11 protein-coding genes and 1 tRNA gene are annotated in these 14,059 nt (G+C 55.7%); 6 read left to right on the top strand and 6 right to left on the bottom strand.

Annotation, left to right across the window (positions count from 1 at the left end; genetic code table 11):
• The first annotated feature begins 4 nt into the window (after positions 1 to 4).
• From RXV86_RS12405 to RXV86_RS12390, 4 genes are all read left to right on the top strand, one after another.
• Positions 5 to 1,792, top strand: a complete 1,788-nt coding sequence (locus RXV86_RS12405; RefSeq protein WP_316300129.1) for a sodium:solute symporter family protein — start codon at positions 5 to 7, stop codon at positions 1,790 to 1,792.
• 108 nt (positions 1,793 to 1,900) lie between these two features.
• Positions 1,901 to 3,727, top strand: a complete 1,827-nt coding sequence (locus RXV86_RS12400; RefSeq protein WP_316300126.1) for a DUF294 nucleotidyltransferase-like domain-containing protein — start codon at positions 1,901 to 1,903, stop codon at positions 3,725 to 3,727.
• Between the two features lie 83 nt (positions 3,728 to 3,810).
• Positions 3,811 to 4,332 (top strand): hypothetical protein, encoded by a 522-nt coding sequence (locus tag RXV86_RS12395; RefSeq protein WP_316300124.1) that lies wholly within the window; start codon positions 3,811 to 3,813, stop codon positions 4,330 to 4,332.
• Positions 4,332 to 5,738, top strand: coding sequence for an exonuclease domain-containing protein (locus RXV86_RS12390; RefSeq protein WP_316300121.1), 1,407 nt, complete (start codon positions 4,332 to 4,334; stop codon positions 5,736 to 5,738). Before RXV86_RS12395 ends, RXV86_RS12390 begins: the two co-directional genes overlap by 1 nt.
• Before the next feature lie 360 nt (positions 5,739 to 6,098).
• Here RXV86_RS12390 and RXV86_RS12385 read toward each other — a convergent pair whose 3' ends face one another.
• The gene (locus RXV86_RS12385; protein ID WP_316300119.1) at positions 6,099 to 8,426 is read right to left on the bottom strand and encodes a hypothetical protein; all 2,328 of its coding nucleotides are present in this window, start codon (positions 8,424 to 8,426) and stop codon (positions 6,099 to 6,101) included.
• Positions 8,419 to 9,369, bottom strand: a complete 951-nt coding sequence (locus RXV86_RS12380; protein WP_316300116.1) for a hypothetical protein — start codon at positions 9,367 to 9,369, stop codon at positions 8,419 to 8,421. The genes RXV86_RS12385 and RXV86_RS12380 overlap by 8 nt, the downstream gene beginning before the upstream one ends.
• An 807-nt stretch (positions 9,370 to 10,176) precedes the next feature.
• On the opposite strand from RXV86_RS12380, the gene RXV86_RS22070 reads away from it, so the two are divergent.
• Positions 10,177 to 10,662 (top strand): GIY-YIG nuclease family protein, encoded by a 486-nt coding sequence (locus tag RXV86_RS22070; protein WP_367575561.1) that lies wholly within the window; start codon positions 10,177 to 10,179, stop codon positions 10,660 to 10,662.
• 55 nt (positions 10,663 to 10,717) lie between these two features.
• Here the strand turns inward: RXV86_RS22070 and RXV86_RS12375 are convergent, their stop codons facing one another.
• From RXV86_RS12375 to RXV86_RS12360, 4 genes are all read right to left on the bottom strand, one after another.
• On the bottom strand, positions 10,718 to 11,911 hold the full coding sequence (locus RXV86_RS12375; protein ID WP_316300113.1) for a hypothetical protein: 1,194 nt from the start codon (positions 11,909 to 11,911) through the stop codon (positions 10,718 to 10,720).
• Positions 11,912 to 12,017: 106 nt separating this feature from the next.
• Positions 12,018 to 12,094 (bottom strand) — tRNA-Pro (locus RXV86_RS12370).
• Positions 12,095 to 12,167: 73 nt separating this feature from the next.
• The gene (locus tag RXV86_RS12365; protein ID WP_316300111.1) at positions 12,168 to 12,518 is read right to left on the bottom strand and encodes an antibiotic biosynthesis monooxygenase; all 351 of its coding nucleotides are present in this window, start codon (positions 12,516 to 12,518) and stop codon (positions 12,168 to 12,170) included.
• On the bottom strand, positions 12,515 to 12,838 hold the full coding sequence (locus RXV86_RS12360) for an NIPSNAP family protein (RefSeq protein ID WP_316300109.1): 324 nt from the start codon (positions 12,836 to 12,838) through the stop codon (positions 12,515 to 12,517). The genes RXV86_RS12365 and RXV86_RS12360 overlap by 4 nt, the downstream gene beginning before the upstream one ends.
• A gap of 118 nt (positions 12,839 to 12,956) precedes the next feature.
• Here RXV86_RS12360 and RXV86_RS12355 point away from each other — a divergent pair, with 118 nt between their 5' ends.
• Positions 12,957 to 13,646 (top strand): helix-turn-helix transcriptional regulator, encoded by a 690-nt coding sequence (locus tag RXV86_RS12355; protein WP_316300107.1) that lies wholly within the window; start codon positions 12,957 to 12,959, stop codon positions 13,644 to 13,646.
• The last annotated feature ends 413 nt before the right edge of the window (positions 13,647 to 14,059 follow it).

Below are 14,059 nucleotides of genomic sequence, written 5' to 3'. Positions count from 1 at the left end.
ACAGATGGATCAGTTTACAATCAACCTGCTGTTTGTCGGCGCGTCTTTTGCGCTCTACATCGGCATCGCGATCTGGGCTCGTGCCGGATCAACCTCGGAATTTTACGCCGCGGGTCGCGGCGTTCACCCCGTCACCAACGGGATGGCAACGGCTGCTGACTGGATGTCGGCTGCCTCGTTCATCTCCATGGCGGGCCTCATAGCCTTTACAGGTTACGACAACTCGTCGTTCCTGATGGGCTGGACCGGTGGGTACGTCCTGCTGGCGCTGCTGCTTGCACCCTACCTGCGCAAGTTCGGCAAATTCACCGTGTCCGAATTTATTGGTGACCGCTTCTACAGCCAGACCGCGCGCATCGTCGCCGTGATCTGCCTGATCGTTGCGTCCACCACCTACGTGATCGGTCAGATGACCGGCGTTGGCGTGGCCTTTGGCCGCTTCCTCGAAGTCAGCAACACAACCGGTCTTCTGATCGGTGCCTGTGTTGTGTTCGCTTACGCTGTGTTCGGCGGCATGAAGGGTGTGACTTACACTCAAGTGGCGCAGTACTGCGTTCTGATCATGGCCTACACCATCCCGGCCGTGTTCATCTCGCTGCAACTGACCGGCAACCCGATCCCGGCACTGGGTCTCTTTGGCGATCACGCCGCCTCGGGCGAGCCTCTGCTGGCGAAACTCGACGCAATCGTCACCGAACTGGGCTTCGCCGAGTATACCGCGCACCACGCCGATACGCTCAACATGGTTCTGTTCACCCTGTCGCTGATGATCGGTACCGCAGGTCTGCCCCACGTCATCATGCGCTTCTTCACCGTGCCCAAAGTATCGGACGCACGTTGGTCGGCTGGCTGGACCCTGGTGTTCATCGCGCTGCTTTACCTGACGGCCCCGGCTGTTGGTGCCATGGCACGCCTGAATATCTCGGAAATGATGTGGCCGAACGGCGGCATCAGCGGCGAAGCCGTGTCGGTCCAACAGATCGATAGCGAGCCGCAGTATGACTGGATGAAAACCTGGCAGAAAACCGGCCTTCTCGATTGGGAAGACAAAAACGGCGACGGCAAAATCCAGTACTACAACGACAAGAACGCCGACATGCAGGCAATGGCCGCGGAAAAAGGCTGGGAAGGCAATGAGCTGACCAAGTTCAACCGTGACATCCTGGTGCTGGCCAACCCGGAAATCGCCAACCTGCCCAGCTGGGTGATCGGTCTGGTGGCTGCCGGTGGTCTTGCCGCTGCGCTGTCGACCGCTGCTGGCCTTCTGCTGGCGATCTCGTCGGCGGTTAGCCACGACTTGATCAAAGGCGCGATCAACCCGCAGATCTCGGAAAAAGGCGAACTGCTGTCGGCACGTGTTGCTATGGCCGTTGCCATCGCGGTTGCGACCTACCTGGGTCTCAATCCTCCGGGCTTTGCGGCGCAAACCGTGGCCCTGGCCTTTGGTCTGGCGGCGGCATCGATCTTCCCGGCTCTGATGATGGGCATCTTCTCTACGAAGGTGAACAACACCGGCGCCGTGATGGGGATGCTGGCCGGTCTGACCGTGACCCTGGTCTACATCTTCCTGCACAAAGGCTGGCTCTTCATTCCGGGCACCAACAGCTTCACCGATGCTGACCCGCTTCTGGGCACGATCAAGTCGACTTCGTTCGGCGCGATCGGTGCTGCGGTCAACTTCGCTGTCGCCTACGTGGTGTCGGGCATGACCAAGCCACTGCCGCAAGAGATCAAGGATCTGGTGCACAGCGTTCGCGTTCCGCGTGGCGCAGGTGCCGCTCAGGATCACTGATCGTGACATGGCCGGGTGGCCCAATGCGGCCACCTGACCTCTTTCAATCTGGTCCTGTCCGGTGCACACCGGGCAGGACTTTTTACTTTGAATCCCAAGGTCACTCCCATGCCCCTTACCCAAGATCAAATCATCCGCTTCCTGAAATCGGTGCACCCCTATGACGCCCTGCCGCCGCCCGCGGTGGAAGAGCTCGCCCCGTTTTTTGAACCTTGGGAGGTTGAGACGAGCTTCTCGATCTACGACCTGGGAGAAAAACTGCCCGGTCTTTTCCTGATCTACTCGGGTCAGGTCGAAGTCCGGGACGAAAACGATGTGGTGGTCTCGCATCTGGGCATGCGCAACTCGTTCGGGGAACGCGGTCTCTTGCGCGATGGTATTGCCGTCACCAGCGCCAGCGCCGATGAGCATTGTATCCTCCTGGTTCTGCCACCGATCCATTTTCACAGGCTGATTGAAGAGTACGAAGCAGCAGCCAATTTCTTCGACCGCACCCGGTCCAGCAAGCCGCAGGAACGCTCGCTTACCACCTCGTTGGTGGAAACCCTGATGGCCCATGTGCCGATGACCTGCGCTCCGGCCGACACAGTCCAACACGCTGCCACGTTGATGCGCGACAAACGTATCTCGTCGCTGTGCGTTTGCGAACAGGACGCGCTCACCGGCATCCTCACCACCCGCGACCTGTCGAACAAGGTTCTGGCCGACGCCCTGCCAGTCTCAACCCCGGTCGCAGACGTCATGACCGCGAACCCCTTCACACTGCCGCCCAGCGCCATCGGCTCGGACGTGCTTCACGCAATGATGGAACACCGTATCGGCCACATCCCGATCGTCGAAGCTGGAAAGCTGGTCGGCATCGTGACCCAGACCGATCTGACCCGCTATCAGGCGGTCAGTTCCGCCGAGCTCGTCAGCGAAATCGCCCAGGCCAACACCGCCGAGGAAATGGCCGAGGTCACAGCCCGCATTCCCAAGCTGCTGGTGCAACTGGTCGCTGGTGGCAATCGGCACGAGGTCGTCACCCGCCTGATCACCGATATCGCCGACACCGCCACCCGCCGTCTGCTGACGCTTGCCGAAGAAAAACTTGGCCCGCCGCCCGTGCCCTATCTCTGGCTCGCCTGCGGCTCGCAAGGCCGCCAGGAACAGACTGGCGTCAGCGATCAGGACAACTGCCTGTTCCTTGACGATTCCGTCACCGAGGAACAGCGCACGGGCTACTTCGCCGACCTCGCCAAATTCGTCTCCGACGGGCTCGATACCTGCGGCTATGTCTATTGCCCCGGCGACATGATGGCGACGAACCCGCGCTGGTGCCAACCCGTCAGCGTTTGGAAGGCCTATTTCCAAGGTTGGATTCGCAAACCCAACCCCGAGGCGCAAATGCTGGCTTCCGTCATGTTCGACCTGCGCCCGATTGGCGGCCATTTCGGCCTGTTCGAAGACCTTCAAAAGAAAACCCTCAAGACCGCGAACAAGAACTCGATCTTTGTCGCCCATATGGTGTCGAACTCGCTCAAGCACATGCCGCCGCTGGGCCTGCTGCGTGGCCTTGCCACCATTCGCTCGGGCGAACACAAGAACACGCTTGATCTGAAACACAACGGCGTCGTGCCCATCGTCGATCTGGCTCGCATCTATGCGCTTCAGGGACGGCTGGAAGAGGTTAATACCCGTGCGCGGCTCGAGGCCGCCGAACACAGTGGTGTTCTGAGCGGATCCGGTGCGCAGGACTTGTTGGCCGCCTATGACCTGATTGCTGACACTCGGCTGGAACATCAGGCCGCGCTGGTCAAACAGGGAAATGCACCCGACAACTTCCTGCCCCCTGCGGCACTGTCCGATTTCGACCGCAGCCACCTGCGTGACGCCTTCGTGGTGGTGAAAACCATGCAATCGGCCATCGGCCACGGGCGCGGCACGCTGAGCTAAGACATCTCGGGCGGCGGATCACGGGCAAGGAGGACGCCCGCCGCCGCCCACACTGACCGAACAGGTCAAGAGGAGGAGACCACATGTTTCTCGAACTGATCGCCACGATCTTTGCCGGCTTTGCCGGTGCGGGCATCGTGCTGCTTCTGAACAAGCTGACCGGCGGACGCCTGCCGAAATGGGCCATGCCCGTCGCGGCGGGCGCCGCCATGATCGCCACCACCATCGGCAACGAATACGGCTGGTTCCCTCGCACCAAATCCAACCTTCCCGAAGACGTGGTGATCATCGACACGGTTGAAAACCAGGCCTGGTATCGCCCCTGGACCTATGCCCGGCCTTACGTCGAACGCTTCGTCGCCCTCGATGAAGCCTCGGTCAAAACCCATGACAACGCGCCCGATCACAAGCTGGCCGATATCTACCTCTTTGGCCGTTGGTCCCCGGTTCATCAGATCCCGGTACTCGCCGATTGCGCGGGGTCGCGCCGCGCGGCCCTCACGGACGGGGTCAGCTTTGCCGCGGACGGCACGGTTAAAGGCGCCGACTGGGCTACCGTCCCCGCCGATGACGCGATCCTCGCCAATATCTGCGGAGGCAGCTGATGCTGACCAAACTGAGCCTCCGCCTTCGCATCTTCCTCTTCTTCCTTTTCCTCGCGCTCGCCGGAATCGCCATCGTCACCGGCGCGCTCTACATCGGCCATCGCCGCACCGGTGGCGACCCCTCAGGTTACATCTTCTCCGCTATCCTCTCGGGTTTTGGCCTTCTGGGGGTCAGCGCCGGCATCTGGCTGCTGTTCGACGAAAACGTTGCCAAACCGATTGAACGCCTTGCCGCCGCCATGCGCACCCGCGCCCATGCCGGGGTTGACGTCGCACTGAACGAAAACGAGGCACGCTATCTCGGCGATCTTGCCCCCGCAACCCAGGCGGTCACCGGCCAACTCAGCCAATCCACCATGGACGCCGCCGAGGCCGTTGCGTCCGAGACCGCCCGTCTCGCGGCGGAAAAGGAGCGCCTCACCGCCCTTCTGACCGAAATCCCCATGGCCATGGTTCTGGTCAACGCAGCCCACCAGATCACCCTCTATGACGGTCAGGCCGCTCAGATCTTGGGACAAGTCCATGTGCCCCGCCTCAACGCCTCGATCTTCGAGTATTTCCGCGAAGAGGACGTGATGCTGGCCCATGCTGAAATGCATTCCAGCGGCGCCGAGGTCTCACTTACCGCCCGCGGCACTCAGGGCCGTTTGACTTTCGACGCCCGCCTCAAGCCTCTTGCCCACGCCCCGGGCTACATGCTGCTGATCGACGACACCCATGCCAGCATTGACGCCGACGCCGCGCGCCCGCTGATCTATGATTTCGACCTCGGTGAACAAGCCTCGGAACACGCGATAGAGGATACGCCGATCGACGCGCTGACCTACATGGTGTTCGATACCGAAACCACCGGCCTGCAACCCAACAAGGACGAGATCGTCCAGATCGGCGCTGTCCGCGTGGTCAACGGACGGATCATTCCCGGCGAATGCATCGACCAGCTGGTCAATCCCGGCATGCCGATCCCGCCCGCCTCGACCAAGGTGCACAAGGTCAGCGATGCCATGGTCGCCGATGCCCCTGACATTCACCTGGCCGCCGGGCATCTTCATACCTTCTCGCAGAACTCGGTCATCGTCGCCCATAACGCGCCCTTCGACATGGCCTTCCTGCGCCGCCACGGCAAACGCTCGGGGCTGGATTGGACCCACCCCATCCTCGACACGGTGCTTCTGTCAGCGGTCTTGTTTGGCGCTTCGGAAACCCACACGCTCGACGCGCTCTGCGACCGGCTCGGGGTCACCATTCCCGAAGAGCTGCGCCACACCGCTCTGGGTGACGCCCAGGCCACCGCCGAGGTCCTCTGCCTGATGCTGCCTATGCTGGCCTCGCGCGGGTTCAAAAACTTCGGTCAGGTCATTTCCCAGACCCGCAAACACGGGCGGCTGTTGCAGGATCTGAACTGACCGGGTCAGCTCTTCATCGGACGCTCCACCCGAATCGATACTTGAACCCCAAAAAAAAGATCCCGTCAGGGACCTTGTTTCATTGGTCGGAGTGAGAGGATTCGAACCTCCGACCCCTGCCTCCCGAAAACTGGGGTCTCGTTAAATTTCAGTTGGTTACGTCATTTAGTTGCACGCCATTTCCATAAAATTCAGGGAATTTGAGTGATTCGCGTGCAAGTTTGTGCAGGTACTGACAAACTGAGAGAAAACGCATTAGCAGCCTGCACCGTCGTAGTAACTCCCAAACAGCGGGCAAACAGGTGTGACCATTCTTGCAGATCGCTCGGCGCGCATGGATCGCCGCGATGTGTGACATGTTTAAAGTTGCTGCTCCCCCGGAACTGCGCCGACCTCCTCTGGATCTGGTCCGAGAATTTCAAATACTGGGGAGGCGTCCCAAGCAAACTTCTGGCGAAAGCCAACTCGCATATCCACCTTTAAATCGTCAACAAGTTCAAACGATAGATCGGCGTAGTTTCCATCCTCAGTGGTCTTTGTATAGCTGACTTTTCTAAGTGTTCGGGCAGAAAAGAGCCAAGATTTCCCCGTCTCAAATTCTGATCCGCAAACGTCAACCCCTTCGATGGTTGCGATATAGAAATCGTGACGTTGTCCGCGAGGCAATTGTTCAATTCTCAATTGTGGTTGGCTACCATCGTCCGAATATACCAAGTCGTACAGTCGGCTTTGCGCCGCATTCGAAACAACCAAAACTGGTTCCTCGCCCACTTGATCGATTAGAGGTGACAATTCACGCCAAAAGTCTTCGGTTTCGACCGGTGCATTGACCGTCACCTGCGTGCGATCCCTCTTACAAAAATCGTTCCAAACTCCATTGCCTGCTTCACGCTTCACATTCGAAACAAACCACTCTTCAAAGTTTACTGGGAGCGATGCCATTGGCGGCTCTGTTAGTTCAGCTTTGGAAATTTTATTGAAAGCAACTTCCCGCCTCGTTGCGCCGCCGTCGTCAATCGATGCCCCAACTTCAACATCGTGGAAGAAGTGTGTTTCGGCAGGTTCATTCAACAATGCCTGTTCGACCGCACACCTTAAACTCTCCAACTGCTGTTCGTTGATCGGAAGCTGCTCAATACGCTCTCGGCGGACTTCCTCAATCACGTTTACGGTTGCCTCAATAATACCTCGCAGGCTTTCCACGGACTTGGCAGTGTCTTTCTTGGGATTAAGTAAGTGCGCACCTATCTCCTGCCAATTGGCAGGCTCTTGCAGTAGCGAAAGCCAATCATTTAGCTCACTGATCAACCCTCGCAGGCTCTCGTCTCCCTGAGGGAGGATTTCTACTTCCTTGGCTATAGCGCCCAGTAGGCGTACAACTCCTCCATCTCCATTCTCGGGAACACTTGCCAAGAGAATCCCTACCACGGAGCAGCCTAGACTGTGTCTGCTCTGGATTGTCGACGGCGAGTAAATTCGTCCCGGGACTATCGTTCGCTCGGTCATATTGTCGAGCATTTTAACAAGGCTTTCTAGCTTGCCAGCGTAACCACTTTCATTGAATCGATCACCTGACAGTCCGTGTCGAATGAAGTTAAGAAATATCGACTTGAAGCTCGGATCGGCACCATCTGTATGACGAGTGGATCGGCTGTCACCTTCCCGCCTCAGCAAAGCCCTAGCTGCTTGCTCTCCAATGTTGGAAGATTGCTTTTCTTGGATCGTCCAGAACAACATTAAGGTGGCGGTCAGCAAAACGACATCATCGCGAACGTTTTGAATAATTGCCCAAAAGACTTGATCAGGTGTAGGAGGCTCCGAATAGTCGAATGTGTATTTGCAAGCTTGTTCTCGTGCCTCACCCCATTCAGATGGCAAGACATCTGGAAACAGAACTTCCTTACGGCGGAACGAATAGTGTCCACTGAAGTTATGACGTAAGTCACTTGACCATCGGACAAGCGACTCCCCAAATAGCTTTTGAGCGGTCTCGTCTTCGTTCCAAACAGCTACAGCGAGACTGTAGGCTGTGTTCGTCAGGTGCTTCCAAAGAAATGGCCAGCTCTTCTGAAATGAAGACCAAGCTTCGTCTTCGCTTTGCTCTGATCGCGCGCCCCAACCAAACATCGGCGAAACGTGAAGAGTTAAGCTTTCCCAAGCCCCAACGATATTGGGTAGAACGCTCTGATACGCGTTCAGATCCGATCCTGCTAAACTTAGTCGCGGCTTTGCAGATTCACCTTTAGGTGGCTCTATTGTCGTACGTTTGGTGACCCAAGCCTCAAGCCTATGAACCATTATTGGCCCAAGATCTAGAATGGCATCTACAACCTTGGGTGTGAGTTCAGGATCGCCTTTACTTGGCAGCAGTCGACTTGGCGTGTATGCGAGAGACCGAATGAAATCTCCATTGTCCGGTATTCGTGAAGCAGCCCGCTCAAACAGTCTACGATACTGTCCAACCCAAATCTCATGCGGCGCACGCCATTCGGTTCCAGCGATTTCCGCGTAGTTGATAGCTACGCCATCCGCTGATCTCGAAGCGTTGATGGCCAATAGAAAACGATGGTACTTGATCATTTCACGGTAAGAGGCGTCGAACGCAACGGGTGCTTGTCGATCGATCTGCGATGCAGCTCTATCCGCTAATTCTTCCAAGATTTTGTTAGGCTGAGGCATTTCAGGCATTGGACCGGACCCTCTTGAAACGGAAAGCTCGCCGCAGAACAAACTTCTCCAATCTGGTCAGTGGCACGCCTCCCCTACGTCGACACCAAGCCACCCTTCCCTCAATGGTAACATCGATATTTGGCGAGAAAGAGATTAGTGGCCCTTGTGACAGGGCGTCATTCGAATCTTGGCTGGAATCTTCTTCGATCTTCTTGTTGCAACGATTTACCCAGCGTCGCAAAACCCATCGAACCCAAATGATGCGTACGTCGTGAAGTAGTACAGGAGTTCGAAACGTGCTTTCAATTTCGACGGCATGCAAGTTTCCGTAGTCACTTCCAAAAACGGCACTAGGTTGATCATTGTTGCTGCCACTTGCTGTGGTCAGATCGTGACCAGTGAGCGCATACAGTTGATTGCGTAGATACCGCCGCATCTCAAGTGGCTGAATGATATTGGCAGTGTATCTTTCACGATGAAGCTCACGTGCCGACTGCTGAACAAAGCTAAATGTTGTTGAAACAAATCGTGAAATTGCCCCTAGATTAACTAGGAGCCAAGCAAAATGCGCGCCCAGTAAAGTCGCCTCAAAAACTGAGCTTTCAGATCCAAACCCGAGGTAGTGAACTAAGGATTGCAAAGGCCAGGTGAGCTGCAGGACGAGTATAGCCAGAAGCGCAAGGCTGCTAGCAAAAATCTCAAACGCCATGGATTCATGGTAGTAAACCTGAATGTCCGTCGCGCTGTTCTCTCGTTGTGCGATTAGCGTGATCAAAGCGAGGGCTAATGATACGACACCCAAGATGCCCACTTGAGTTGTAATCAAGTAACTAGAAAGTTGACTAATTAGCACCTTCGCTTCGAACCAGCTCGTATTCGCCCCCCAAACATATTCGGTCGCCGCCTCTAAAGAATGCCGAAGTGGAGAGGCTTCAATGAGGGCAAGCAAGGCATCGAACACAATGTAGGTGAAGGCAAACCTACCAAATGTGCGAATGGAAAATAGCCAACGTATTGAACGATGGGCAGCGCCGTACCTGACTCGCCGAAGCGCCGCGTTCTCTCTAAACTGGTTTGAAATTTCTCGAGTAGTCCAGCGATTTAAGCTGCCTGTCCATCCCCCCTGCCTCCAGTTAATCAAAACAGATTTTGCCTCCGAACGTCGTCACTTCAGAATCTTCAATACTCAACGGTCACACGCCTTTAGCGTGATCTTGAACCTTAATGTTCGCCGAAACAATGGGCGGCCTTGGGGTGCTGGTCAATGTCCGAAAAGTGGTAAAATCGGACATTTGTGGCTGAATGTCCGATAATATTGGCTTATTTATCAGTGATTTAGGGGATTTTGCAAAGTTTGTAAAGATTATTAGGGGCGAATCGGGTGTCAGAAAACCACCCAACTTTTTCGGACATTGGGGAATGTGTGATATAAATGTCACGATTCGGTCGAATGTCCGATTTTACCGGGGGTGATTCGGGAATCGGGTCAATGTCCGATTTGGTGGGTTTTAGGACATTGGTGAATGTCCGATTTTGTTTCTCGTTTGTTTTCAAGGGGTTGGGGGAGGATGTCCGAAAATGTTTTTGAGGGCAGGAGAAACCCTAACGAAAAACATCCATGCTCAATCTGATGGAATACCGCTGCCAAATAGTTCAGCCATTGAAATCCGCTCATTTATTACTACTTCAAGCGAGGATTTCACGGTGTAACCCAAACTGACCGTGTGATCGCCCTCATCGCCAAAACGCTCTTAAAGATGAGGACAAAATGACTTCTTTTCCGAAACCATCGATATGCCACTTTCTGTGGGGTAAGTTCTTCACAGACTTGAGTGATGTTTATTGTAGTTCGCCACACAAACCTGCCGTTTCAGAGCAAGGCTTTAAAGGCAGAGTGCGGAAGCGAAATCTTGTTATGGGATATGTTTCGCAGGATTGTCTGTTGAGGGCACTACTTTCTACTCGACTGCGGTACGAAGGCGGTGGCGGCATCTACCTGATACGACAAAAGTCAACTGGCTTGAAATATTATGGTCGCTCAGACTGCCCGACGGAACGAATTAGGTCGCATATGAAACACTTTCACGGGGGGGCTTGTCGGCTCCAGCGAGAAATGCAGAAAGCCGGCCTGGATGACTTTGAGTTTGTCATACTGTTTCAAGGGGATGTTACGCGGGAACATCTTTGTCTGATTGAAAGAGCTTTGATTTGGTATGAAGACACGATTTGGCCCAACGGCTTGAACTCTGCTTAGGGCTTCCACTGGAGGCTATCTTAGCCCGTCAAGCACTTTGGCGGGCTGAGATATTCTAAATTGAAAACGTGTCCCCAAGCGCGTCTTCCAAATCTGGGGTATGCTGACTGTAATGTCTTTTGAGTGTATCGACTGTCGTGTTGGTCAACCGCTCTATGATGTCAAAAGAAATTCCATTTCTGACCATCCAAGTAATGCTGGTTCGTTTCAATACGTGGTGCGTTAATTTGAAAGGCAAGCCTGCTTCAAGCCCAACGGCCTCCAGCCCCTTTTTGATGCCTGTCTTGATAGGCCTACCATTGTAGGAGATTACATAGGGCTGATTGCGATCCCCACAAAACAACAGGTAGTGCATCAGTCGCCCGTTTTTCCGGCTAATCGGTATTTGAGGTCGGCGCTTGTTTCCATGCCCTTTACCAAAGTCGATATACGCTCCACTAACGACCTCTCCTGTGTCCCAGTTGAGCGGTTTGTTCTTGGTTACTACAGTTTGGTAGGCCCTGTTTGGCAGGGAAAAAATTCCGTCGCGCTCGACTGGGGATGGCTCAACTTCCAGCAATTCGGTTTCCATTTCTGGGATGTAAACCTGATCCCAAGTCAATTCAAAAATCGCCTCCTTGCGGGCACCAGTCGCCAGAGCGATTACAAGGAAGCCATAGATATGATTGCGCTCCTCATCACTGGCGCAACACTGGAGCACCTTTTCCATCTGCGCCCTGTCTAACCAATCGGTACGTTGCGAAGAAGTGAGGTTTCGGATTTCTATGCGTGTTTCCGTGGGGACAATCCTGTGCAGGTGGCCATGCCTCAAAGCGGAGCGGAGTATTTGCAGGTCCTTTTTGATTGTGCCTTCGCTAAGCGGTTTTCCACCGCGATCCCATCTAGTCAGAGACTTGGCATGATCGATATAGTTCTCAACATCGGATTGGCCGAACACCTCCCATTTCAGGGTTCCCATGTAGTCCGTAAGGCGTTCCACCTTAGACTTCATTGGAACGATCGTGTTCGCCGCTTTCCGACGTTTTAGGTGCTGGAAATAGCGTTCCAGTAGATAGCCGATAGTCACAACGTTTGGCGGGACAACGTCGCCTGTGAGAATTTTCTCAGCAAGCTTCCTTTCGGCAGCGTGCTCGTCGCGAGTGCCACAGCTCTGTCTTCGTATGTTGCCGGTCTTAGGATCATTCCAAACGATTTCCCAAATACCGTCCGTGCGTGTTCGTTTTCGATACTGGACATATTTCTTGGTCATGACGGAATCATAAAAACCGTTGGAACGGCGTGCAATACTTGCACGCGACAAAAACGCTTTCCCTTACCGCAAGGGAGGTTAAGATGTTGTAATTTAATTGTAAATCTGGTCGGAGTGAGAGGATTCGAACCTCCGACCCCTGCCTCCCGAAGACAGTGCTCTACCAGGCTGAGCTACACTCCGACCGTGAGGATGCGCATTACCGAATGCTTGCGGCTTTGGCAAGGCGACAATGCATCTGGCTCGCGGTTTTCTTTCATACCTCGTCGTGCGCGTGGCAGCTGTCCTTTGGCGTCTCGTCACGGTCCTGCATCCCATAATCGCGCAGTACATGGGCCACCCGCAGACGATAGTCACGAAACACACCGCCACGCCCCTTACCCTGCGCCTGCCGATGTTCCGATCGCTGGCGCCACGCGGTAACGCTTTCTTCGTCGCGGAAGAACGACAGCGACAGCATCTTGCCCGGCTCGGTCAGGCTTTCGAACCGCTCGACCGAGATGAAACCGTCATGCTGCATCAGCTCATCCCGCAACCCGGTCGCAATATCCAGATACTCGGCCTTGCGGCCGTCCGTCGGCCAAACCTCGAAAATAACAGCGATCATTTGTTTACTCCATGTGGCGCCGAGACCAGCTTCAGAAACGTCCGGTCCTCACGCAAGATAAACCCGTGTTTCCGGGCAAAACCATAGTTCTCCCGCCCCAGAGGGTCGTTGCGCAGCCGTTCGCGATAGGCCTCATATTCTGCAAGCGAGGGTAGCGAATAGACCCCGTATGCCAAGGTCGATGACCCTTCATGCGGTGCAAAATATCCGATCAGATCGGCACCACATCGGGGAATGGCCTGCCCCCAGTTGCGGGCATATCGCTCGAATTCAGGCTTCCGGTTCGGGTCGATGTGATAGCGAATGAAACAGGTAATCATCGTTGGGCTCCTTGTCATGTTGCCGATCTGTCTTCGCACGGCCAGGAGCAGAAATGTTTCGGCATGGACCAAAATGTTTCTGCTTGACCCGTGCCTGCACCGCGCCCACCTTCGGCTCATGAAAGACGGCCCCGACATAAGCCGAATTGGCGCCATGCTGGGCGACAGAACCCGGTCCGGCATGCTGGTCGCATTGCTCAGCGGCAAGGCCCTGACAGCGGGCGAACTGGCGCTGGAAACCGGCGTCACCCCCGCCACCGCCTCGGGCCATCTCAAGCAACTGACCGAGACCGGTCTTGTCAGCGTCGCGTCGCAGGGCCGCCACCGCTATTACACCCTTGCCGGCGAAGAGGTCGGCCATGCGCTCGAAACCCTGATCGGTCTGGCCTCGACCAAGGGTCATTTGCGCACCCGCACCGGTCCGCGAGACCCCGCCCTGCGCCAAGGGCGTGTCTGCTATGATCACCTTGCGGGAACCGCTGGGGTACGCGTTTTCGACAGTCTCGTGACACGGGGCTTTCTGATCCTCGATGACGCGATCACGCTCAGCGAGCCTGGCCGGGCCTGGGCCACCGGGTTCGGCATCGACCTCGCTCCGCTCGACAAGGCCCGCCGCCCGATGTGTCGCACCTGCCTGGACTGGAGCGAACGGCGCACCCACCTTGCTGGCGGCCTGGGTGCAGCACTTCTGTCGCGCCTGTTCGACAACGGTTGGGCGCAGCGCCTGCCAGATAGCCGGGTTGTCGAGTTCACCCGGAAGGGGCAACTGGCCTTTGAAGCCACCTTTCCAGTCCGTTCAGTTCAATAGAGAGGCAACACATGCTCGGTGTCTGGCGCCCGGAACGACGAAACCGCAAGATCGGCACAGTGGCCTCTGGGTATTCGAAATCAAACGACATGCGCATTCCCGAAAGCTGGCTGGATCGGCACGGCAATTGTTCTCGATGCTGTGGAAGTCGGCAGTCCCCTGGTATGGCCAAAACGCATGACAGTGGAGGACCGGGCCGGGTTTAACCGCCTTGTTGCAGGCGGGTTCAGCTTTGAAGAAGGCAAACGCGACTACCGTGCCGAAATCACAACCCGGAATATTCGCGATAAGGTCCTCTATCGCACTGTGCTGCACGAATTGGGGCACTGGGTCGATTATCATCAAAAGGTGCTGAACCGGCCTACGGCACTTGACCCGAATCCGGGCGTGGCGCGAGACCTATATTTCTCCAA

The organism is Aliisedimentitalea sp. MJ-SS2, assembly GCF_032586155.1.
In the GTDB taxonomy this organism is placed as follows: Bacteria; Pseudomonadota; Alphaproteobacteria; order Rhodobacterales; family Rhodobacteraceae; genus JAWHTC01.
The sequence above is the reverse complement of the archived record's forward strand: the minus strand, read 5'-3'. Positions and strand labels throughout refer to the sequence as shown.

What these genes read in the sequence shown, in the direction of transcription:
- RXV86_RS12375 (WP_316300113.1), bottom strand. Translation starts at nt 11,911, where the DNA reads ATGACCAAGAAATATGTCCAGTATCGAAAACGAACACGCACGGACGGT.
- RXV86_RS12390 (WP_316300121.1), top strand. Translation starts at nt 4,332, where the DNA reads ATGCTGACCAAACTGAGCCTCCGCCTTCGCATCTTCCTCTTCTTCCTT.
- RXV86_RS22070 (WP_367575561.1), top strand. Translation starts at nt 10,177, where the DNA reads ATGACTTCTTTTCCGAAACCATCGATATGCCACTTTCTGTGGGGTAAG.
- RXV86_RS12355 (WP_316300107.1), top strand. Translation starts at nt 12,957, where the DNA reads ATGAAAGACGGCCCCGACATAAGCCGAATTGGCGCCATGCTGGGCGAC.
- RXV86_RS12405 (WP_316300129.1), top strand. Translation starts at nt 5, where the DNA reads ATGGATCAGTTTACAATCAACCTGCTGTTTGTCGGCGCGTCTTTTGCG.
- RXV86_RS12395 (WP_316300124.1), top strand. Translation starts at nt 3,811, where the DNA reads ATGTTTCTCGAACTGATCGCCACGATCTTTGCCGGCTTTGCCGGTGCG.
- RXV86_RS12360 (WP_316300109.1), bottom strand. Translation starts at nt 12,838, where the DNA reads ATGATTACCTGTTTCATTCGCTATCACATCGACCCGAACCGGAAGCCT.
- RXV86_RS12400 (WP_316300126.1), top strand. Translation starts at nt 1,901, where the DNA reads ATGCCCCTTACCCAAGATCAAATCATCCGCTTCCTGAAATCGGTGCAC.
- RXV86_RS12385 (WP_316300119.1), bottom strand. Translation starts at nt 8,426, where the DNA reads ATGCCTGAAATGCCTCAGCCTAACAAAATCTTGGAAGAATTAGCGGAT.
- RXV86_RS12365 (WP_316300111.1), bottom strand. Translation starts at nt 12,518, where the DNA reads ATGATCGCTGTTATTTTCGAGGTTTGGCCGACGGACGGCCGCAAGGCC.